Origin of the sequence: Microcoleus sp. BR0-C5 (assembly GCF_036705045.1) — a bacterium.
Taxonomy (GTDB): domain Bacteria; phylum Cyanobacteriota; class Cyanobacteriia; order Cyanobacteriales; family Microcoleaceae; genus Microcoleus.
The window spans coordinates 1-22,315 of record NZ_JAUBTR010000009.1 but is presented as its reverse complement, the minus strand read 5'-3'; the positions used below and the strand labels follow the sequence as shown (position 1 = coordinate 22,315).

Annotated in this window: 20 protein-coding genes; 11 read left to right on the top strand and 9 right to left on the bottom strand. The window is 46.2% G+C overall.

Annotated features, from left to right (window positions below):
- The first annotated feature begins 37 nt into the window (after positions 1 to 37).
- The 3 genes from QUB08_RS06260 to QUB08_RS06250 all read left to right on the top strand — a co-directional run bounded on the left by QUB08_RS06260 (position 38) and on the right by QUB08_RS06250 (position 2,598).
- The gene (locus tag QUB08_RS06260; protein WP_333223952.1) at positions 38 to 535 is read left to right on the top strand and encodes a TIGR00725 family protein; all 498 of its coding nucleotides are present in this window, start codon (positions 38 to 40) and stop codon (positions 533 to 535) included.
- Between the two features lie 8 nt (positions 536 to 543).
- On the top strand, positions 544 to 1,062 hold the full coding sequence (locus tag QUB08_RS06255) for a hypothetical protein (RefSeq protein ID WP_333223951.1): 519 nt from the start codon (positions 544 to 546) through the stop codon (positions 1,060 to 1,062).
- 288 nt (positions 1,063 to 1,350) lie between these two features.
- On the top strand, positions 1,351 to 2,598 hold the full coding sequence (locus QUB08_RS06250) for a TPM domain-containing protein (RefSeq protein WP_333223950.1): 1,248 nt from the start codon (positions 1,351 to 1,353) through the stop codon (positions 2,596 to 2,598).
- A 109-nt stretch (positions 2,599 to 2,707) separates the two neighbouring features.
- Here the strand turns inward: QUB08_RS06250 and wecB are convergent, their stop codons facing one another.
- Positions 2,708 to 3,820 carry a non-hydrolyzing UDP-N-acetylglucosamine 2-epimerase gene (wecB, locus tag QUB08_RS06245; RefSeq protein WP_333223949.1) on the bottom strand — a complete coding sequence of 371 codons (1,113 nt, stop codon included), beginning with the start codon at positions 3,818 to 3,820 and terminating at the stop codon, positions 2,708 to 2,710.
- 259 nt (positions 3,821 to 4,079) lie between these two features.
- On the opposite strand from wecB, the gene QUB08_RS06240 reads away from it, so the two are divergent.
- Positions 4,080 to 4,649 carry an rRNA large subunit pseudouridine synthase E gene (locus tag QUB08_RS06240; RefSeq protein ID WP_333223948.1) on the top strand — a complete coding sequence of 190 codons (570 nt, stop codon included), beginning with the start codon at positions 4,080 to 4,082 and terminating at the stop codon, positions 4,647 to 4,649.
- A 150-nt stretch (positions 4,650 to 4,799) separates the two neighbouring features.
- On the opposite strand, the gene QUB08_RS06235 is transcribed toward QUB08_RS06240, so the two are convergent.
- Both QUB08_RS06235 and QUB08_RS06230 read right to left on the bottom strand, forming a co-directional pair.
- A complete protein-coding gene (locus tag QUB08_RS06235) occupies positions 4,800 to 4,946 on the bottom strand; it encodes a hypothetical protein (RefSeq protein ID WP_333223947.1) in 147 nt (48 codons plus the stop codon).
- Positions 4,909 to 5,754: a hypothetical protein gene (locus tag QUB08_RS06230; RefSeq protein WP_333223946.1), complete on the bottom strand. Its 846-nt coding sequence runs from the start codon at positions 5,752 to 5,754 to the stop codon at positions 4,909 to 4,911. The genes QUB08_RS06235 and QUB08_RS06230 overlap by 38 nt, the downstream gene beginning before the upstream one ends.
- A gap of 196 nt (positions 5,755 to 5,950) precedes the next feature.
- On the opposite strand from QUB08_RS06230, the gene ctpB reads away from it, so the two are divergent.
- Complete coding sequence (ctpB, locus tag QUB08_RS06225; RefSeq protein WP_333223945.1) at positions 5,951 to 7,270, top strand: carboxyl-terminal processing protease CtpB; 1,320 nt, start codon at positions 5,951 to 5,953, stop codon at positions 7,268 to 7,270.
- 297 nt (positions 7,271 to 7,567) lie between these two features.
- Here ctpB and QUB08_RS06220 read toward each other — a convergent pair whose 3' ends face one another.
- Entirely contained in the window at positions 7,568 to 8,005 is a 438-nt protein-coding gene (locus QUB08_RS06220) for a VOC family protein (RefSeq protein ID WP_333223944.1), read from the bottom strand.
- A 118-nt stretch (positions 8,006 to 8,123) separates the two neighbouring features.
- Positions 8,124 to 8,633, bottom strand: a complete 510-nt coding sequence (locus QUB08_RS06215; protein WP_333124116.1) for a TIGR02652 family protein — start codon at positions 8,631 to 8,633, stop codon at positions 8,124 to 8,126.
- Between the two features lie 106 nt (positions 8,634 to 8,739).
- Here QUB08_RS06215 and QUB08_RS06210 point away from each other — a divergent pair, with 106 nt between their 5' ends.
- Positions 8,740 to 9,297 carry a gamma carbonic anhydrase family protein gene (locus QUB08_RS06210; protein ID WP_333223943.1) on the top strand — a complete coding sequence of 186 codons (558 nt, stop codon included), beginning with the start codon at positions 8,740 to 8,742 and terminating at the stop codon, positions 9,295 to 9,297.
- A 29-nt stretch (positions 9,298 to 9,326) separates the two neighbouring features.
- On the top strand, positions 9,327 to 9,932 hold the full coding sequence (locus QUB08_RS06205; RefSeq protein WP_333223942.1) for a Uma2 family endonuclease: 606 nt from the start codon (positions 9,327 to 9,329) through the stop codon (positions 9,930 to 9,932).
- A 67-nt stretch (positions 9,933 to 9,999) separates the two neighbouring features.
- Here the strand turns inward: QUB08_RS06205 and QUB08_RS06200 are convergent, their stop codons facing one another.
- Complete coding sequence (locus tag QUB08_RS06200) at positions 10,000 to 10,323, bottom strand: type II toxin-antitoxin system RelE/ParE family toxin (protein ID WP_333115063.1); 324 nt, start codon at positions 10,321 to 10,323, stop codon at positions 10,000 to 10,002.
- 2 nt (positions 10,324 to 10,325) lie between these two features.
- Positions 10,326 to 10,610 (bottom strand): type II toxin-antitoxin system Phd/YefM family antitoxin, encoded by a 285-nt coding sequence (locus tag QUB08_RS06195; RefSeq protein WP_172187146.1) that lies wholly within the window; start codon positions 10,608 to 10,610, stop codon positions 10,326 to 10,328.
- Between the two features lie 215 nt (positions 10,611 to 10,825).
- Between QUB08_RS06195 and QUB08_RS06190 the strand changes: the two genes are divergently transcribed.
- Positions 10,826 to 13,279: a GH116 family glycosyl hydrolase gene (locus tag QUB08_RS06190; protein WP_333223941.1), complete on the top strand. Its 2,454-nt coding sequence runs from the start codon at positions 10,826 to 10,828 to the stop codon at positions 13,277 to 13,279.
- A 428-nt stretch (positions 13,280 to 13,707) separates the two neighbouring features.
- Positions 13,708 to 15,141, top strand: coding sequence for a protein adenylyltransferase SelO family protein (locus QUB08_RS06185; RefSeq protein WP_333223940.1), 1,434 nt, complete (start codon positions 13,708 to 13,710; stop codon positions 15,139 to 15,141).
- A gap of 327 nt (positions 15,142 to 15,468) precedes the next feature.
- Here QUB08_RS06185 and QUB08_RS06180 read toward each other — a convergent pair whose 3' ends face one another.
- A complete protein-coding gene (locus QUB08_RS06180; RefSeq protein WP_333223939.1) occupies positions 15,469 to 17,883 on the bottom strand; it encodes a tetratricopeptide repeat protein in 2,415 nt (804 codons plus the stop codon).
- On the bottom strand, positions 17,840 to 20,038 hold the full coding sequence (locus tag QUB08_RS06175; RefSeq protein ID WP_333223938.1) for a tetratricopeptide repeat protein: 2,199 nt from the start codon (positions 20,036 to 20,038) through the stop codon (positions 17,840 to 17,842). Before QUB08_RS06175 ends, QUB08_RS06180 begins: the two co-directional genes overlap by 44 nt.
- Before the next feature lie 515 nt (positions 20,039 to 20,553).
- On the opposite strand from QUB08_RS06175, the gene QUB08_RS06170 reads away from it, so the two are divergent.
- Positions 20,554 to 20,763 carry a hypothetical protein gene (locus QUB08_RS06170; protein WP_333223937.1) on the top strand — a complete coding sequence of 70 codons (210 nt, stop codon included), beginning with the start codon at positions 20,554 to 20,556 and terminating at the stop codon, positions 20,761 to 20,763.
- Positions 20,764 to 20,813: 50 nt separating this feature from the next.
- Complete coding sequence (mnmE, locus tag QUB08_RS06165; protein WP_333223936.1) at positions 20,814 to 22,199, top strand: tRNA uridine-5-carboxymethylaminomethyl(34) synthesis GTPase MnmE; 1,386 nt, start codon at positions 20,814 to 20,816, stop codon at positions 22,197 to 22,199.
- Positions 22,200 to 22,315 lie beyond the last annotated feature (116 nt).

Here is a 22,315-nt window from a genome sequence, read left to right as displayed (position 1 = left end):
TAGCAACTATTAATAACACGATATTCACCCCAAAACTATGAAAAAAATCATCATTGGCATCATGGGCCCTGGCGAAAGTGCCACATCAACCGACTTAGAAAACGCCTATCAACTCGGACAACTCATCGCCGAAGCAGGATGGATATTGCTAACTGGCGGCAGAAATGTCGGTGTGATGGATGCCGCCAGTAAAGGTGCAAAATCAGCTAACGGTTTAACAATTGGCATCCTTCCGGGAAATGACACTCGCGGCATTTCTGAAGCTGTAGATATTGCCATTGTCACCGATATGGGAAACGCCAGAAATAACATTAATATTCTTTCTTCAGATGTCATAATTGCCTGCGGTATCGGCACGGGCACAGTTTCGGAAATTGCCCTCGCTCTCAAAGCTAACAAGCAAGTTATCTTGTTAAATGACAGCGCCGAAAGTCAACTTTTTTTTAAAGGTTTAGCACAAATTAACATCTTTGTGGTAAACAATGCTGTAGAGGCTATGAATCAAGCTCGCGAAATCCTAGTAAATCCAAGATGAAATCCAAGATGAGAGTAAGCAAATTCAACTTTTGTGCGATCGCAATTTTCCTAACTCTGGGGATTTTCGGCAGTACCAAAGCAGACGGAGGAATTGCACGGTTAAGTTTCAGCAACCAATCCACTCAAACTTTAGCACAAACTCTCCCTCCACCTCCTGCCACACAGCCTGTTACCGAACAAGAAGCGCCACCTATTCGCAGCGAATCCGTGCCGGATCAAATAGCTTTAGCAACCCATTTGCAGACAATCAAAGCTAGACTCTACGGTGCTTACTGGTGTCCTAACTGTCACACGCAACAAGAACTTTTCGGCAAAGAAGCATTTACCGCCATTACTTACATTGAGTGCGATCCCAGAGGCAAAGATGCTCAACCCGATTTGTGCAAAGCTGCCAATATTAAAGCTTATCCCACTTGGGAAATTCGGGGTAAATATTACACGGGCAGGCAATCTTTGGAAAAACTGGCTATTTTATCCGGTTATAAAGGCAGCAGCAATTTTGGGCCACAACTTCCCTCTCCTTAAATATATCTAAATTAGTTCGCGATCGCACTCCCCCACTCAGAGACCGGGTTTTTGAACCGAGATTGACGGTTTTCAGCAATTATTTTGGTTAAAAACCCGGTTTCTCGCCACCCGTGCGTCCATGACTATAAATGTAAGGTGCTTATGGCGCACCTAAAATTATGATTTTTATGAATCCAATTTCTGAATAATATGAATTGACGTGACCGTGAGCTGGTTATTTAATTGTAATTAGGCGGACAGATATATGTCAATTCCAGACTAGCAGTTATTCAGGAGACTGAAGCGATGCAGTTACAATTTAGCAATAAACAAATAATCTGGACCAGTTTGCTATGCTTTTCGGCAATTGCATTTCCCCTAACGAGCCAAGCTATAACAGTACAAGAAGTACCGAATCCCCGTCAAGTAAATAACACTTGGGTAACGGACAAGGCAAACATTCTTAGCGACAGCACCGAAACTCAGCTAAATCAAATGATTTCGGATTTAGAGGCTAAAAATGGCTCAGAAATCGCTGTTGTGACAGTTCCTGATACTAAGCCATCGGCGACACCAAAAGCATTTGCTACAGAATTATTTAACTTTTGGGGGATTGGCAAAAAAGGTAAAAATAACGGAGTTTTATTGTTGATTTCGTCGGGTGAACGCCGCGTTCAAATTGAAACAGGTTCGGGCATTCAAAGCATTTTACCCGATGCACAGGTAGTGGGAATTATTAAAACCGAAATTACGCCCCGATTTAAACAGCAGGACTTTAACGGGGGCACATTAGCAGGGACAAAGGCGTTAGTAAATGTTTTACAAACTCCTATGGTAAATGCTCAATCTCAAATCACGCTGCCTTTGGCTCCGATCGTACCATCTCAAGAGGTGAAACCGTTACCAATACCTAGTCAATCGCCAGTTATTAGCAATAGTACATCCACAGGTGAAGATTCATCGAATCTAATCTATGGCTTACTTGGGTTGTTATTCATAGCATTCATAGCATTTATACCTTGCTTCATTATCTTCAGGATATTTCGCAGCTTATTTTCTCGGATATCTCGTTACCGCCACCGCCGTTATCCGCGCAATTACAGCAGTAACAATGGCAACTACGGCAGTCACACTCCCAATTACAGCAGTAACAATCGCAATTACAGCATTAACAGCCACAACTATTACGGTGGGGGTGGCGACTACAGCAGTAACAGTAGCAGCGATGATTGCGGTGGCTACTACACCAGTAATAGCAGCGACTACAGTATTAGCAACAGCGACTGCGGGGGTAGCTTTGGCGGTGGCGACTCCAGCGGTGGCGGTGCCGGTGGCGACTACAGCAGTAGCAGCAGCGACTGCGGGGGTAGCTTTGGCGGTGGCGACTCCAGCGGTGGCGGTGCCGGTGGCGACTACAGCAGTAGCAGTAGCGATTATTGCGGTGGCGGCGACTACAGCAGTAGCAGTAGCAGTAGCGACTACAGCAGTAGCGACTACAGCAGCAGCAGTAGCAGTAGCGACTCTAGTAGTGGGGGTGGCGGTGGGGATTGGTAATTCGGGAAGGGAGGCAGAAACCGAGTTTTTTTAACAGGAATTAGTCCCCCTCTGCGGGGACTAAAGTTTGTATAGTTGCGGTTGAAACGGCCGAATAATCGAGGGGTAGCTAACTAAAATACTCTTCAACTATTTTCAAAATCCGCGAGGCGGCTAAACCGTCCCCAAAGGGATTGATTGCCATTGCCATTGCGTTGTATGCTTCGGAATTGCTGAGCAACTCTACCGCTGCTGCTGTAATTATATCAGAATTAGTACCAACCAGTTTAGCAGTACCAGCGGAAATTGCCTCTGGTCTTTCTGTGGTTTCTCGTAATACTAAAACTGGCTTGCCCAAACTCGGTGCTTCCTCTTGCAAGCCGCCGGAATCTGTGAGGATTAAATGACATCTCTGAATTGCTCCTACTAATTCTGCGTAATCCAAGGGTTCTGTTAAAAAGACTCTTGGATGGTCGCCCAAAAGAGCTTGCAAAGGTTCTCTGACTGTGGGATTTCGATGTAGAGGTAAGAGCAAGGCTGTATCGGGAAACTTATCTAAGATTTGGATAAATGCGTGAGCAATTCCTGCTAATGGTTCTCCCCAATTTTCGCGGCGGTGAACTGTTGCTAAGATAGTACGATATTTGCTCCACTCTAAGTTAGGAATGTTGCATTCTGGTTGGCGTTTTGCGACTGAAAGCAAAGCATCGATTACTGTGTTGCCTGTACGGTGAATTTCTCCCAAAACGCCCGATCGCCCTAAATTCTCTTGAGCCAGCTCTGTCGGGGCAAAATGCAGCCTTGTGAGCTGAGATATCAACCGTCGGTTAGCCTCTTCTGGGTAAGGATTGAACACGTCGTCTGTCCGCAATCCGGCTTCTACGTGACCTACGGGTATTTTCTGGTAAAATGCAGCCAAAGCAGCGGCAAACGCTGTCGTTGTATCGCCCTGAACTAAGACGATTTCGGGCTGCAATTCTTTAAACAAGGCTTCCAAACCCTGCAAACTCCGGGATGTAATATCTGTCAAGGTTTGCTGGTGCTGCATAATTGCTAAATCCCGATCGGCTTTTAGATCGAACATTCGCATTACTTGCTCGACCATTTCTCGGTGCTGACCGGTTAAAATTACTTGCGTGTCAAAGGTTGGAGAACTTTTGAACTGTTGAATTACTGGGGCTAGTTTAATCGCTTCCGGGCGAGTTCCTAAGACGATGCAAACGCGGTGTGTGGCTTCGGGCATGGTAAAATTGGGTAGTTGAGATTTGCGAGGCTCTTAAAGGCTGAAGATTTTAGAGCTGGTTTGAATCGTTGGTTAACAAGATTTATTTTTTTATGAACCGCAGAGGGCGCAGAGGGCGCTGAGGAGGGAGAGAAGAGAGAGAAAGTGGTTTGACGTTGGGTGGGGGCGGGTTTTTGAGATGGTGAGTTTTAGCCAATTATTGTCGGTGAAACCCGCCCCTACAGGATTATTGATATTAGTACATTTTTGTTAATTGCTTATGCCCTATCGGTACATTTTATTTTACAAACCCTATGATGTTTTAACTCAATTCACTGACAACTCAGGGGAAGCTAAACGCAGCACTCTCAAAGATTATATTCCTATTCCTAACATTTATGCAGTGGGAAGGCTCGATCGCGATAGTGAAGGTTTGTTACTGTTAACCGATGATGGACAAATGCAGCATCGCCTCAGTGACCCGAAATTCGCTCATCCCCGCACTTACTGGGTGCAAGTGGAACGGATTCCCGATGCAAGTGCGATCGCTGCTTTGCAGACAGGTGTCACAATTCAAGATTATCGGACTCGATCGGCAAAAGTGCAATTATTGTTAGAAGAACCCGCTTTGCCGCCCCGCGAACCGCCGATTCGATTTCGCAAAAACATTCCGACAGCATGGCTGGAAATCACTCTCACAGAAGGCCGGAACCGCCAAGTGCGCCGGATGACCGCAGCAGTAGGGTTTCCGACGCTGCGGCTAGTCAGATGTGCGATGGGGCATTTGCGCCTCGAAGGCCTCAAACCCGGTGAATGGCGCGAACTAACTCAAGCCGATTTGAGGTTTTAGATTTTAGATTGGGGAATTACAGTCAACAGTCTTGACGGTTAGGAATGAGAATTAAATAACTTCCACAAGTTTGTGGGATGGGCCTCCCGCCCGTCCAAAAAGGACGGGCGGGACGCCCATCCCACAATAACAATTAAAATTGTAAGTTATTTAATTCGCGCTCCTTATGACATTCTTGATAGTTGAAACTATGACTGTGGCTGCATTTTCCTTCTTCCTTCTTCCTTCTTCCTTCTTCCTTCTTCCTTCTTCCTTCTGCTTACTTTCGAGGAGGCAAAATAAAACTCTCGTTTCCATCCTGATCTTTTTGCACCTGAGCTCCCAACTTGACAAGAGCTTGTCTCGCCCTTTGACGCACCAACTTATCAGTTGTTTGACCATAAACTGTGCTCCAAGCAGTAAACCGCACCGGCACGCTATCGGGATCTCGGCGCAAAAACTCAGCAGTTGCTCGAAACCTCGGCGCCAATGAAGCTCCTTCTGGGGTTCCTTCCACCCAATCAGCGGCCATTTCGTGGGAGCGAATTGACTCGGGAATATCCCCCAACAGCAGCAACTCATCAATACCTTTCGTTCGCCACACTATCCACGATTGGGAATGAAGTTGGGGCGAAAGGGCAAGGGCGCTAGTACCACGCTCTATAAAGTTAACAGCAGTTTCAGGGTTTCCTTGATAAAAAGAAATAGCTGTGGAGAGAAACAGGTAGATGTCAGCCCACCGCGGGTCGCGCTGCGTAACTATGTCAAAATAATCTTGGCTCAGATTGTAGCCCGTCACATCTCGCGCTTCGTCGTCGCCAAAATACTGCAAAAATTTGAGAAATGTCCAATCTGCAATTAAATTATCAAATCCAAAACTAGGGATAGTTTTGAGCATTCTCAGCCGCAGGGCTTCTTGCTGCGCTTCTTGCTGTGCGGCTTGCTTGAAACTGGCAGCAGACATTCCAGAGAGCGGCTTTTGCCCCTGAACGCCAACTGGAGACATTCCGCCCAACTGCCCGCTAGACTGCATGGCGACGACGCCCGCCAGCGCTGCTAGACCGATAACTCCATTAATGAGCAGGCTCAACCACTTACGCGAAAATTGTTCGATTTTAGCTTCCACGGCACTTTATAAATCCAAGTTTTAAATTAAGTTTATTGAAAGAGAGTAATAATTGGTTGGCGATCGACTATGAATCTCGTTAGACTGTCCAAAGGGATGGTGGAGCCTCCACACAATAGTTTAAGTAGTAGTGTGAGATTTTTTAGCAATATAAAATCTCAAATCAAAAATCTAAAATCGAATTGAGCCAAATTCAATGAATCAAGCCCGCAAACGCTTTTCTAAATTACAGGCAGCCCTGTTCAGTGGGGCGATGGCAACAACTGCTTCGATATCTTTGCTCGTTCCCGGCCTGAGTCAATCAGTCCGCGCTGAGCTTCAAGATAGCCCCAAAGCTGTCTTAGATGAAGCTTGGCAAATTGTGAACCGAGACTATGTTGATGGCAGCTTTAACAAGATTGACTGGCAAGTAACCCGCCAAGAACTGCTGAGCAAAAATTATACCTCTCGCGAAGCTGCCTACACCGCCCTCCGCAAAGCCCTAGAGAAATTAAACGACCCCTACACCCGCTTCATGGACCCGAAGCAGTACGAAGCGCTGACGAATCAAACCTCTGGGGAACTGACAGGGGTGGGGATGAGGCTGGAAGAAGACGAGAAAACGAAAGCGATTAGGGTAGTCGAGCCGATGGAAAATTCCCCGGCCCTGAAGGCAGGGATTCTAGCGGGCGATACGATTTTGGTGATTGACGGCAAAACTACCAAAGGCATGACTGTCTCGGATGCGGCTCAGGTAATTCGGGGCGACGAAGGTACGAAAGTCACGCTGCGGATTGCTCGTGAGGGCAAAAGCGAATTTGACATCACTCTGACTAGGGCGAGAATTGAGGTAGCCGCGGTTCGCTACAGCCTCAAGAATGAAGGCGGTAAGAATGTCGGTTACATCCGTTTGCAAGAGTTTAGCTCGCACGCGGGCGAACAAATGGAGGCGGCGATTAAAAAGCTCTCGGATCAAAAAGCTGACGCTTTTGTGTTGGATTTGCGGGGGAATCCCGGCGGGTTGCTGCGAGTGAGCATTGATATCGCTCGGATGTGGATGGATACAGGGGCGATCGTCCGCACAGTCGATCGCGCGGGCGATTCTCAGGAAATGAAGGCAAATCGCACTGCGCTCACTGACAAGCCTTTGGTGGTGCTCGTGGACGATAACTCGGCCAGCGCCAGCGAGATTTTGGCCGGTGCTCTGAAGGATAACAAGCGCGCAACTGTGATGGGCGGCCAAACTTTTGGCAAAGCTTTGGTGCAGTCGGTGCATTCTTTGGCTGACGGTTCGGGATTGGCTGTGACGATCGCTCACTACTATACTCCCAACGGTACGGATATCAGCCACAAGGGCGTTACTCCCGATGTTAAGGTGGAAATCACCGACGAACAAAAGCTGAAATTAGCTAACAAACCGAAGTTGGTTGCTACTAAAGACGATCCTGTTTACGCGCAGGCGATCGCACTTTTGCGAACTACCGCTTCGTCTCCCCGTCCCGTTGCTGGTAATGAGGCTCTTGTTCCTCAGAAGTAGTTGAAATTAGCACTTATTAACAATTAGCTTTAAGATGAAACCCGCGCCGGCGGGTTTTGTTTTTATGATTATTGTTATGAGTTATTAAGTGAATTTACGTGAGGAAACGTAAGATACAGATGGTTGAAAAGCTGGCTCTATAAGCATTATTCCTTTTTCCTTCTACTTAATTTATTGATTAATTGATATCCTGATTAAAGCAAATTAGTGGGATGAGGATTTTTTAACCGCAGATGTCAGCAGATGAACACACATGCACGCTGATGGGATTTCTGAAGAGTTTCAGCTCTGACTTAATTAGTCATTCATGCGCCGGATAAACTCTAAGGGCAAACCGTCTGTATCGGCAATAAAAGCTACTTCGTAAACATTTTGCCCGATCGCCTGTTGAGTCGGTTCTAATAAAACTTTCAAAGCTTGAAACTGGTTTGGTTGGTATGAAGCAGCTTCCTCAAACCGCTGTTTCAGAGACTGCAACCAACTAGGCAAGTCAGTTGTCGCGTCAGTTAAATCGAAAGATAAATGATAATATCCAACATAATGCTCGTCTCCGAAAGCATCCGGTGCGGGTTTTGGTTCCGGGATTTGAATTAGTTCGATGCGTCCGTTGAGACCTTCCATCCAACAGGCTAGGGTGTAACCTGTGGTAAAGCGATCGCTCACAGTAAATCCCAAATGTTCATAAAAGGCGATCGCCCGGTGAATGTTAGCAGTGCGAATGGAGGCGTGGTGCATTCGATTTTGTCAGTTGACTGTTGACTGTTGACTGTTGACTGTTGACTGTTGACTGTTGACTGTTGGCAGTTCTTAGCTACCACTAATCAACTAATGACTAATGACTAATGACTACTGACTATTCAAACAATCGAAAATAGGGATATCTAATCGGAACTCCCGGCTCTTTTTCCAAATCAAAATTAATCACTTCCCAGCAAGGGTCCTCTTGAGGATCGGGGCTAAAATCCACAGGCAAACCGTACAACCTGGGCCGGGGCGATTCCGACTGGCCGCGCCAAGGCGTGCTGCGTTCCAAATAACCGCTGATTAAGTCCCGATAGCGTTGGGCAACGATCACGCGAGTTGCTCGGTAGCCTTGAGTATAGAGTCGATCGAGCGCTTCGTGAATTTCAAACCGAATCCCGTCCGGGTGCGTGTGCTGGCGATACCATTCATTCTCCCAGCGGCGCCAGTGCCGCCCAGACTGAAGGTGAACCAGTTCCCCCGTTTTTGGATCTGCCTCAAATGCCCCGTGACGCGGACACAAATAGGTATCCGTGAGCGTTAGAGCCGGAATTGTTTGGCGACAGTGGGGACACTGAATTTCCGGGCCAAACATCGGGTATTGCAAGGCAACTTCAATCATTTATTTGCGTCCCAGCATATTTTCTCTGCAAAAGTGCCAAATACTTTTATTATATCCCGTATCAAGAACCAGCTAATCTGCTAGAAGTATAACGATCGACCAACTAATGAGCAATCTCAACGAACCTCTGTCTGCACTTCCTTCCTATTGGCCCAGGCCTGATCTATCCCAAGCGGCTTTTGTCGCTGAAGGCGCTATTGTCATCGGCAGGGTAGAGGTGGCAGCGGGCGCTAGTATCTGGTACGGGGCGGTGGTGCGGGCGGATATAGAGCGAATTGCGATCGGCTCAAGTACCAATATCCAAGATGGAGCAATTCTGCACGGCGATCCGGGGAAACCGACTGTTTTGGAAGATTTCGTCACAGTCGGACACCGAGCCGTGATTCACTCAGCTTACATTGAACGGGGCTGCCTGATCGGGATTGGGGCGATCGTCCTGGACGGAGTGAGGGTTGGCAGAGGCTCTATCGTCGGTGCAGGGGCGGTTGTCACCAAGGACGTTCCCCCTCACACGCTAGTCGCGGGAGTGCCTGCCAAACGCCTGCGGGATGTCTCTGAGGAAGAAGCAGCCGAGTTGGTGGAACACGCTAAGCGTTACGAAAAGTTGGCTTTGGTTCACGCGGGGAAAGGTTCTGAGTTGGGATTTGGTGAGTTGATAGAATAAGATTTTCAGCAAAAAACTATTAGTTTCCAATGGCTTACACCGCGCAAAAAATCCTAACTTTTGAAACATTCCTCGATCGATATTGTGACAACTTCCGCTACGAGCTCGCTGACGGAGAATTAGTTGACAGGGAACCCACAGGCCCACACGAAACCGTCAGCGGTAAACTAGCAACTCAAATTGGCATCGCCATCGCAGCCGAAAAACTACCTTGGTTCATTCCCCGGACTTGTTTGATCCGTCCATTTTCAGATGCAGCTACTGCTCGCCGTCCCGATATTGTCGTATTAGATGAAACCGCTCTTGTCAGCGAACCTCTCTGGGAAAGAGAACCTGTGATTACCCTGGGACGATCTATTAAATTGGTGGTAGAAGTCGTCAGCACTAACTGGGAAACAGATTACGCGCGAAAAGTTGAAGAATATGCTCTTTTAGGAATTCCAGAATATTGGATAGTTGATTATCGCGGATTGGGGGGTGTGGCTTTTATAGGTAAACCAAAACAACCTACTATCACCGTTTGTGAACTGATTGAGGAAGATTATACCAAGCAACACTTTCGCTTCGGTCAACCGATAATTTCTCCTCTGTTAAAAAGCTTGCAACTTCGCTTAGATGATATTCTTCCCCGATAAAGTGGGGTGTAAAACTAGATATAGGAATTACGCACGGGGAGTCAGGGTTTGGACACTTCGACGGAGTTTATTCGGATTCATCTATCATCGGTTTTTGGGCAGCGTGTCGCACAAAAATAATCTGAACTCTATCATCAACAATCGTAAACAGAATCCGATAGGCATTTCGTCCCTTGCCGTAAACAAGTTGTCGTATTTCTTCGTCAAAAAAACTATTCTCAAACGCGAAGGAACAACGAGAAGGCATATTTTCTAGCGATAAGATAGCTTTGTACAAGCCTTCTAACCAATTTCTAGCCTTCTGAGAAGAATGATTACTCAACCAAAAATAAGATTCCTCGATCGCTTTTTGCGCTGCGGGTTGGATAATGACCTGATATTTCTGATTCATCGCTAACTGTCTAGCTTATCAAACAGTTGATTGAAAAAATCCTCCGCTTTTTGCCCTTCCCCTCGATCCATTTGTGCCAAACCCAGTTTAATTCCCTTTAAAGTCTCTAATAACTCAACCGCATCTAAAAGTTTCTGATAGGATTCAGCATCCTGAATAACTAACTCTGCTTTTCCGTTGACAGTTAGAACTAAAGGATGTTTTGTTTGTTTGAGTCGCTGCACAAACTCAGTCGTATTACGTTTAAAATCGGTGAGAGAATGTATGTCTCTTGAAAGGTTAATCATAATGATAACATGAAATTCGCATCTAATTAAATGTTAAACCATACCTGCGGAGTTTGTCAATCTAAGCTTAGGTGATATTCTGCCCCGATAAAGTGGCTTGCTGCAATCTAAAATCTAAAATCTAAATCAGAAACCGCGTTTTTTGCGTAAGTCCTATATATACTATTAAGTCTCTGCCGGAATTCCGCCGATCGCCCTGCCCACTAACATCTATCATGAACGATCGCACATCCAATCCAAACATCCCCCCGCACACCTGGAAACGTCCCATCGGCCTCGGTTGGGAGAATCCCTATACAGTACGCTACGCAAGCAATCTCGACGATGGCCCCTGGCACGGAATGCCTCTGGGCGGGTTCGGTGCCGGCTGCATCGGGCGATCGTCCCGCGGCGACTTCAACCTCTGGCATATTGACGGCGGCGAACACATTTTTCGCAGTTTGCCCGCTTGTCAGTTCAGCGTTTTTGAAGAAACTCAAGGCAAGAAACAAGCTTTTGCACTGTCCACTGAACCGCCTACCGATGGCAGTTTATCGAGTTGGGAATGGTATCCATCGGAAGGAAGAAGGAAGAAGGAAGAAGGAAGAAGGGAAGAAGAAGAAAAAACCGGGGAAGAGTATAATTCTTCGGGGAGTTATCATGCTTTGTATCCCCGCAGTTGGTTTGTTTACGAAAATGTGTTTAATGCTCAATTAAGCTGCGAGCAATTTTCGCCGATTTTGCCGAACAATTATCAGGAAAGCAGTTACCCAGTTGCCATGTTTGAATGGGTGGCGCACAATCCTACAGATGCGCCGATTACTCTCAGCATCATGCTGACTTGGGAGAATATTGTCGGTTGGTTTACTAATGCCAACAAGTCGCCGAAAGTGATGGTGCGAGATGATGGTAGTCCATTTTATGACTATCAACCCCGGTGGGGAGAAAGTGCCGGAAATTTGAATTTGTTGGTGGAAGATTTTCACCGAATCGGTTGCGTGATGACGCGCTTGACTGCTGATGAGGAGCCGCAAGAGGGGGATGGACAATGGGCGATCGCAACTATTACTAATCCGGCCGTAGAAGTATTCTATCAAACTCGTTGGAACCCGGCGGGGAATGGCGAGGATATTTGGCGCAACTTTTCTGCTGAAGGTTTCTTGTTGGATGACAAAGACGAGACAGCCGCAGCAGCAGGAGAACAGTTGGCTTGTGCGCTAGCAGTTCGCTTTACTATTCGACCGGGAAAAACTCGCAAAATCCCCTTTATTATAGCTTGGGATTTGCCCGTTACTGAGTTTGCATCGGGAGTTTGGTACTACCGCCGCTATACAGATTTCTTCGGCCGCAACGGCAAAAATGCTTGGCCGATTATTCGCACTGCAATGAAGCATTCTGATACTTGGCGCGAAAATATTGAAGCTTGGCAAAAACCTATTTTAGAACGGAAAGATTTGTCATATAGTTTTAAAATGGCATTGTTTAATGAGTTATACGCCCTGACTGACGGCGGTACTCTTTGGAGTGCGGCTGACGAACGCGATCCAAAGGGTCAATTTGCTGTTTTGGAGTGCATTGATTACCGCTGGTACGAAAGTTTGGACGTGCGGCTTTACGGTTCTTTTGCTTTGTTGATGCTGTGGCCGGATTTGGAAAAGTCGGTGGTTTTAGCGTTCGCTAGGGCAATTTCTGCAGGAGACGATACGCCGAGAATTATTGGCTGGAATCAAGCTTCGGCTATTAGAAAAGCTGTCGGTGCGACGCCGCACGATTTGGGTGCTCCTAACGAACACCCTTGGGAGAAAACGAATTATACCAGCTATCAAGATTGCAATTTGTGGAAGGATTTGCCTTGCGATTTTGTGTTGCAAGTTTATCGTGACTTTTTGTTGACTGGCGGCACAGATTGTGAGTTTCTGGAAGAGTGTTGGCCGGCAATTGTTGAGGCTTTGGCTTATCTGAAAACTTTTGATGAGGATGGGGACGGAATTCCTGAGAATTCGGGTGCACCGGATCAGACGTTTGATGATTGGCAAATGCGGGGGATTAGTGCGTATTGCGGGGGTTTGTGGTTGGCGGCCCTGGAGGCTGCGATCGCGATCGGCGAAATCTTGGAAGATGCAGCACCGGAGATAATTCCTAACCCTCAAGCAAAGATAGCATTATATCACAGTTGGCTGCTACAAGCAAGACCGAGCTATCAAGAAAAACTGTGGAACGGTCAATATTACCGTTTAGACAGCGAGAGTAACTCGGAAGTGGTGATGGCAGACCAACTGTGCGGTCAATTTTACGCGAAACTGTTAGGATTACCGGATATTGTGCCGCCGGAATGTGCAGTCAGCGCTTTAGAAACTGTGTACGATTCTTGCTTTTTGAAGTTCAACGATGGCGAGTTCGGTGCGGCAAATGGGGTGATGCTGAACGGTTCGCCGGAAAATCCCAATGCAACTCATCCTTTGGAAGTTTGGACGGGGATTAATTTTGGGTTGGCTGCTTTTTTGGTACAGATGGGAATGGAGGAGAAAGCTTTTAAATTGACGGATGCTGTAGTGAAGCAGATTTATGAAAATGGGTTGCAGTTTCGCACGCCGGAAGCGATTACGGCGGGGGGAACTTTTCGGGCGAGTCACTATTTGCGGGCGATGGCAATTTGGGCGATTTACGGGGTGTTGACCAATTTTAAATAGGGGAAAAGGTATATTAAGGTGTCGCGCATTTAAATTGTATATTCAGGGCGGGCGGGACACCCCACAAGACTTTGATTCTTTTTTGACATACAATTTAAATGCCGCAACAGCTTAGCTGGTGAATCCAACTAAAATTTAAAAAATTTAAGCCTTCAACCCCATTTTTAGCAATGAAAACGGTTAATTCAACTCTCAATAAAATTGACCGTAATTTTTTTTTCGCCTTCAAGGAAGACATTAATCTTTTATGCTCAAATTTTAGCCTAGCTCAAGTTTGAGCATGAAATAGCCCTGGGATGCGAGGGGGAGAGAACTCGGCTATAAACGAGAAATTCAAAGGGTTTGAGGTGATTGTTGACACCAATGCAGTCCGCACCTTACCTGTATATAATGAGGAGCGATCGCCAATTTCAAGATAAAATAAAAAAATGTCAAATCCCTTGCTTTCCCTCAACTACGAACCCGCCATCGAATCCCTCGGTGGCGACTATTTTGATGAAGTCCCTGCGGCCGATTTTCCTCAGCATATTCTCCGCTTCCGCAACGACAAATTATTGCCGATATTGGGTTTAGACCCCGCACAAGTAACCGACCAACATTTTATCGAAGCGTTCGGCGAATTTCACTGCGTCCGCCCCTTTCTCGCACTCCGTTACCACGGCTATCAATTCAACCAATATAACCCCAATTTAGGTGATGGTAGAGGCTTCTTATACGGCCAAGTTCGCGGTACTGACGGCAGACTTTACGACTTCGGTACTAAAGGTTCCGGCCGCACTCCCTACTCGCGGGGCGGTGATGGTAGACTCACTCTCAAAGGGGGAATTCGCGAAGTTTTAGCCGCCGAAGCTTTGCACCGGTTGGGAGTTAGAACATCTCGCTGTTTTAGTTTAGTTGAAACTGGGGATGCTTTGTGGCGGGGCGATGAACCATCACCCACCAGATCGTCCGTAATGGTGCGTTTCAGTCATTCTCACATCCGGTTTGGAACTTTTGAAAGATTGCACTATATCCGCCGCCCGGATTTAACTAAAAAACTTTTAGATTTTGTTATTGAATATTACTATCCACAACTGCATTTAGAAGCAAGTAATTCCGGGGTTTCGCCTGCCGAAAAATATGCGCTATTTTATGCAGATTTAGTCAAGCGAGTAGCTGAATTAGTCGCTCAGTGGATGGCAGCAGGATTTTGCCAGGCCGTGCTTAATACTGATAATATGTCAATTACAGGAGAAAGTTTCGATTACGGGCCTTTCGCTTTTATCCCAACTTACAAGCCGGAATTTACAGCAGCTTATTTTGACTATTCGGGTCTTTATTGTTACGGCAATCAACCGTTGATTTGTAGGGACAATTTAGAGAAGCTCCAGGAACCGCTAGCAGCGGCGATTCCTCAAGCTGATATGGATGCGGGTTTGGCAAAGTTTGGCGATTATTATAATGCAGCTTATCGGCAGTTGATGCTAAATAGATTGGGATTTGAGGATTTGCCCGAGGCGGAGGGAGATGAGTTGTTGAAGGTGACAATTAAAATGCTGGCGGAGTCTCAAGTAGCCTATCACGATTTCTTTTGGGAATTGCGAAGACAGTTCTCTGGCACTTGGCGAGATGATGCTAGTCTAATTTTTGCTGAGGCGGAACCGGCGGACTTGATAGCACCTTGGCGACAGTTTTATTATCACGTTTTGCAAAGTTTGTCTGCGGATGATATGGATAAAATGGCGGACTGTTTGCGGAGGCACAATCCCGAACAATCGCTGTTGAGACCGACGATTGAGGCTGTTTGGGAACCGATAGCTATTGATGATAATTGGGAACCGTTTTATGAGTTGGTTAAACGACTTCAAGATCCAGAAAATTGATTGATAATAGCTTGAATTAATAGCGCGTAAGGGCTGGTTCACCTGCATTTTCTGTTGGTATTAAAGATTAGCGTGAACCAGCCCCGGAGCAATCTGAGATTATAAAATATTGACCGATAAAAATATAACATCGAGAAATAATTACTAATGACTAATGACCGAAAGCATCCAGGATACCCGCCACGTGATTCATTCCGAAAGCAGAATCATGACCCAGAAATAAAAAACCTGTATCCGATGAAACTTGCCGAACGTATTTATCTCGCGCAAGTCAATGCTTCAAATCTCAAATCTCAAATCTCAAATCTCAAATCTCAAATCGATTGACTACTTTAGTTTTTCAATCTCAAATTGTGCATCTTTGTAACCGCCAGTAAGTCCTTGATCGAGAAACATTTTGCCCGCTTTTTCTAAATCGCTAATTGCTCCTGCTTTGTCTCCCAAGGAGCTACGAACCATGCCTCTACCGTAGTAAGCAGCCGCATAATTCGGACTGATCCGAATAGCTTGCACGTAATCTGCGATCGCACTATTGTAATTCTTTAACTCTTGATAAATCTTAGCCCGATTGGCGTAAGCTTCCGCATTGTTGGGATTGAACCCGATTGCTGCTGTAAAATCTGCGATCGCCCCCTGGGCGTCACCCCCGGCGCTGCGAGCTAAACCACGATTGTTAAAAGCATTAAAATCATTCGGATTCACTGTCAGCGCTTGAGTGCAATCGGCAATTGCTTTGGGATAATCCTTCAAATTTAAATAAGCAATGCAGCGATTGTTGTAAGGAACCCCATCCTCCTCGCTTAGCGAAATTGCCTGAGTACAATCGTCAATTGCCGCTTGATGCGCTCCTAAATTCAACTGCGTGCTACAACGATTAGCGTAAGCATCTCCACTCTTGGGATCGATCGCAATTACCTGAGAATAATCCGCCAAAGCTCCCTGATAATCTCCTAGGTGAAAGCGAGCTCTCCCCCGACTGTAGAAAGCATCAACATTCTTAGCATCAAGTTTAATTGCCTCAGTATAATCTCCAATCCCCCCCTGCAAATCGCCACTCCCAGCACGAGCCAACCCCCGCGAATGATAAGCTTTAACCAGGTTCGGCTGCAACCGAATTACTTCGTTAAAATCCTGAATAGCCATCTTGTAATCTTGCAGTTCTAAATAAGCAACTCCTCTTTCATAATATGTATCAGCATCCTTGGGCTGGAGATTCAAAGCTTGAGTGTAATCCTCAATCGCCCCGCGCGTGTCGTTAAAATCGTGACGGGCTAGGCCGCGGTTAAAATAAGCCTGAACATATTTAGGATTGAGAGCGATCGCCTGAGAATAATCTGCAATTGCTTCTTGATATTTTTGTAAATCATAATTAGCATTACCGCGCTGGTAAAAACTCTCGGCATTTTTAGGATTCAATTGAATTGACTTATTAAAAGCCTGCAAAGCTGCATCCGCATCTTTATTGCGAGAATTTTCCACTCCCTGTTCGTAATATTCCTTAGCTTTAATCGGATTCGGGCGGCTCCAATAACTAAACAGAAATAGCAGAACTATCGCCACCCCGAACCCCGCCAAAATCATCAACCAAAATCGACTTCCCAAACGTGACGAAAAACGATCAGAAGAAACTAAGCTGGGAGCCATACTTTTCTTGTGAGCCGGATTCATCGGCTCTTGGCGGTGTCTCAACTTGCTGAGAGCTACCAAAACTTCTTCCGCAGATTGATAGCGCTTGGCAAATTGGTGACAGACCATTTTATCAATTATATTGGCTAATCCCACAGAACATTGAGCTCGGTTTCGCCAAACAATTTCCCCCGTATGAGAAGGACTCGGATCTTGCAATTTTGGCAAATCCGTACCGGGTAAACCAGTGATAGCTTGGACTGCCATCATCCCGACTGCATAGAGGTCACTGCTAAATTGCGGGTTGCCTTGAAATTGTTCGATCGGCATATAAGCCGGAGTTCCAGTAGCAATGGTGCGCGGAAATTCTGTATCGTACTCGGTGACGTGACTCGCAACTTCTTTAACCGAACCAAAGTCAATTAAAACTAATTTGCCGTCTGGTTTGCGGCGGATTAAGTTGGAGGGATTAACATCGCGGTGAATCACTCCCTGAGAGTGTACGAAGGCGAGAAGTTGTAACACTTCTTGCAAAAGATCCAGCACTCGTTCTTCCCGCCAAGGTTGACCCGCCACAATTTCCCTATTTAGGGCGTGTCCGGGGACAAACTCTTCGACGAGGTAGAATTGATTGGCTTCTTCAAAATAAGCTAGTAAAAAGGGAATTTGATCGTGTTTTCCCAGCTTTTCTAATATTTCTGCTTCTTGTTTAAATAAGCGATAAGCTGTTTTGAGAACTGTGGAAGTGTTGCTGGGAGGGCGCAGTTGTTTGACTACACATTGAGGATGGCCCGGTCGGCGAGTATCGACAGCTAAATAAGTTTGTCCAAAAGCTCCTGAACTAAGAATTTGCACTACGCGATAACGCCTGTCTAAAAGTTGACCAACCATGTTCATATCTATAATTGAGAATTGGTAACGGGGAGGTGGTAACGGGGAATTGGTAACGGGAAGTTGGTAACGGGAAGTTGGTAATTGGGAATTGGGAATTGGGTCTTCTTCTTTCTTCTTTCTTCCTTCTTCCTTCTGCCTTTTGTCTTCTTTTTTTAACATCGGAATGACAAGTAATAGCTTATTTAGGGTCGTTGATTTGTGCTTGGGCGTTTTGGAAACCATCGGCTCTTCCTTGTTCTAGAAACAAGGTTGCAGCTTTCTGAAAATCCTCGATCGCCCCAGCACGGTCTTTGAGTTGGCGGCGGATGAGGCCTCGGCTGTAAAAAGCGCTAGCATTGTTGGGGTTGAGCCGTAGCGAGTGAGCGAAATCCTCAACCGCTAAAGGGTAATTTTTTAGTTCTGAGTAAATAGTACCGCGATTGCTGTAAGCTACGGCATCGCTGGGATTGAGTCGAATTGCTTGAGTAAAATCTTCCACAGCTCCCTGCTTGTCTCCCGAAGCTGATCGAGCTAATCCTCGATTGCTGTATGCTTTGGGATTGTTGCCGTTGAGTCCGATCGTCAAACTGCAATCTTCGCTAGCCTTTTGAAATTGTTTTAAATTCAGATAAGCAATGCAGCGGTTGTTGTAAGCTGCTTCATCTTTTGGATCGAGGCGAATTCCTTCGGTGCAATCTGCAATCGCTTTGTCGTAGGTGGCCAAATTCAAGTAAGCGCTGCACCGATTGGTATAAGCATCAGCGAGATCGGGTTGTAATTCGATCGCCTTAGTATAATCTTCCATCGCTCCTTGATAATCTGCCAGATTAAATCTCGCTCGACCACGACTGTAGTAAACGCCAGCTTGTTTGGGGCTAATTTGCAGGGCTTGAGTAAAATCTGCCATTGCTCCTGTTTTGTCGCCTGCTGCCGATCGAGCTAAACCCCGATTGCTGTAAGCTGTAGCATCGTTGGGACTGAGCCTAATTGCTTGAGTGTAGTCTTCTATTGCTGTGCGGTAGTCGCCCAAATCGTAGTAGGCTAAACCCCGCTGAGAGTATGCCTCACCGTCGCTGGGATTCAGTCGCACTACTTGGGTGAAATCTTCCACGGCCCCCCGCTTGTCCCCGATGTCGAGGCGGGCCATACCTCGATTGTAGAGAGCTTTGGTGTGGCTAGGATTGACTTTAATTGCTTGCGTGTAATCCTGTATTGCTTGCTCGGTTGCGCCCATGTCATAGCGAGCGTTTGCCCGCTTGTAGTAAGTTTCCGCATCGCTGGCATTCAGGGCGAGCGCTTGAGTATAATCGGCGATCGCGCCTGTTGTGTCACCTTGCTGCGCCTTGGCCACGCCGCGGGCTAACAATTCTTTTGACCTCGCCGGACTTTGACTCTGCCAAAAGTAAATTATCAGTGCCGTCAAGATTAAAGCTGCCGCTGTTGCAGCCAACAGCAGCAGTTTGGTTTGGCTTTGTCTTCGCGGTTGACTCATAGCGTGCGTGATGATTGTGGCTGGCGGCGGCTCAACCTCCAATTTTACGGCGATTTGTTTGAGGTCTGCTAAAACTTCGGCGGCCTCCTGATAACGTTCCTCGCAGTCGGGGCGCACCATTCGATCAATAATATCTGCTAGGGCTGCCGAACAAGTTGCCCGGTTTTGCCAGGGAACTTGGCTTTTGTTGTTTTTTAAGGCACTCAGTTCGTTGGGTGAGAGTCCCGTGACCGCAAGCTGGGCGATCGTACCTAGAGCGTAGATGTCGCTATTGTAACGGGGGTTGCCGCTCAATTGCTCGATCGGCACGTATAATTCCTGAGCCGCCAAATCCTGTTTTTTTGCCTCATGCCGTTTAACAGAGTTCGGGGAAGTTTGCGACAACAAATGACAGTTAGCAAGTTCCGGGTTAATTTCTTTGTCTAAGCTAAAGTCTACCAATACAAATTTGCCGTCAGACTCGCGCCGGATCGCTCTGTCTGGTTGAATTCTGCGGTGAATAAAACCCTTCTCGTGTATGAACACCAAAATTTCTAATATTTCTGATAGCAGATTAATTACTTGGTCTTCATCCCAAGGTTGACCGGGTATTAGTTCTTGACTTAAAGGTAATCCGGCAATAAATTCTTCAATTAAGTATAAACTTTGATTTTCCTCAAAATACGCCAATAATTCCGGGATTTTGTCGTTTTTTCCCAATTTTTCAATTATTTCTGCGTTTCTTTGAAATAAAACTTTGACTAATTCTGGAGTTTGCGAACTTGTGCCGGGGAGTCGCATTTCTCTAACCGTGCATTGCGGATACCCAGGACGGTGAGTATCTGCTGCTAGATAAGTTTTTCCCACCTCACTTGAGTCTGTGACTTTAATGATGCGGTAACGTCTGTCTAGAAGTTGACCAATCATGCTTTGCCCTCTACCCTGTCAATCGATTTTAGATTTTAGATTTTAGATTTTAGATTGAAGCATTGACCCCACAGATAAATTCGGGGGGCAAGTTTCATCGGATACAGGTTTTTTCTTTCTCCACGGATGAATCCGGGGGCTTGTATCCTGGATGCTTTCGGTCAATTTTCCATTATCGCATGAAATCAGAATAGCCAAAATATGTGGCTGAGTAATTTAAGTTCGATCGAGCCCTGACTCCCACCCAAAAACGGATAGTTGCTTTCCGACAGGAGTCGTTAGCCTCCCAAAATTTTAGACCCTAGTTGAAGCTCCCCGATTCATCTGTGGAGTTAATCTAAAATCTAAAATCTAAAATCTAAAATCGACTGACTGGACAAACGGGCGATCGGATTGGCTAGCCAAGTCCATCGCTGTTGCCACGCTCTTCTAATATTTTAGAAAAAAAATGCTGAAATTGTTTATCCTGTCAATGAGATATGTATAATTTAACAACCAAGCCGGAGGTCAGTCAAATGAACGTACAAGTGGTTGAATCCCTAATTCAAGTTATCTGGTCTCTCCCAGCCGACGAGCAATTAGCGATTCTAGGGAAAAGATTACCAAATATCTCCTACGCTTCGACCCGGAAACTGGTGCATTTTGCCCTAAAGGGCGACTATTTTAATTTTTTGAATGACGAACTAGAGATTTATACTCTCAAATACCGAGAAGCAATTGCCTGATACTCAAAAACAGGAGATTAAGAGAAATTTTGAATGTGTGAATAATAACAATGTCTGAATCATTAACAAAAGGAGGAACGATCGCAGCGATCGCCACTGCCATAGTTCCCCAACAAGGCAGCGTCGGCATTGTGCGAGTTTCCGGTTCCGCAGCCTTAAAAATTGCCGAAACTCTGTTTCGCGCCCCAGGACGGCAAATTTGGGAGTCTCACCGCATTCTTTACGGCCACATCCGCCGCCCCAAAACTCAAGAAGTAGTCGATGAAGCTTTGCTGCTAATCATGAAAGCGCCGCGTTCTTTTACTCGCGAAGATGTGGTGGAATTTCACTGTCACGGTGGCATTATGGCTGTGCAGCAAGTCTTGCAGTTGTGTTTGGAACATGGGGCGAGATTGGCGCAGCCGGGAGAGTTTTCGCTGCGGGCTTTTTTGAACGGGAGGCTTGATTTAACTCAAGCTGAAAGTATTGCTGATTTGGTGGGAGCAAAATCGCCTGCTGCGGCACAAAGTGCTTTGGCCGGTTTGCAAGGAAAATTAGCGCAGCCAATTCGCAAATTGAGAACAACTTGTTTGGACGTGCTGGCAGAAATTGAGGCGAGAATTGATTTTGAGGAAGATTTGCCGCCTTTAGATGAAGCTAAAACATCTTTGGAAATAAATCATGTTTTGGAGGAATTGTCAACAATTTTGGCAACGGCAGATCGCGGAGAATTGTTGAGAAGTGGTTTGAAAGTAGCGATTGTTGGGCGGCCGAATGTGGGAAAATCGAGTTTGTTGAATGCGTGGAGCCGGAGCGATCGGGCGATCGTCACGGATTTGCCCGGTACGACGCGGGATGTGGTAGAATCGCAGCTAGTTGTGGGCGGCATTCCGGTGCAGGTGCTCGATACTGCGGGCATTCGAGAAACCGAAGACAAGGTAGAAAAAATTGGCGTTGAGCGATCGCGCGCTGCAGCAAAACAAGCCGATTTAGTGTTGTTGACAATTGACGCGGAATCTGGTTGGACAGAGGGCGATTCGGAGATTTACGAACAAGTAAAGCACCGCCAGCTAATTATAATTATCAACAAAATCGACTTAGTAAAAACCCTCCCCGAACTACCTTTTTCCTCAGAAATTCACCCAATAGTTACCACAGCCGCCGCCATCGATCGAGGCATAGTAGACTTAGAAACAGCAATCTTAGATGCCGTCAGCGGGGGAAATTTGCAAGCAGCAAACTCAGACTTAGCAATCAACCAGCGACAAGCAGCGGCGTTAACTAAAGCTAAAATTTCTCTGGAACAATGCACGGATACTATTAGCAACAAATTGCCTTTAGATTTTTGGACAATAGATTTGCGCGGTGCAATTCAAGCATTGGGGGAAGTTACGGGCGAAGAAGTGACAGAATCAGTGCTCGACAGAATATTTAGCAGGTTTTGCATTGGGAAATAGCAATGGTACAAGATTATTTATCTTTAACTGCCAAGTAGATACAGCACTTTGCTTAACGATTAGGTACAATAATAGAGGTGACAAGAAGGAGAAAAAATGAAACCTTACTCCCTAGA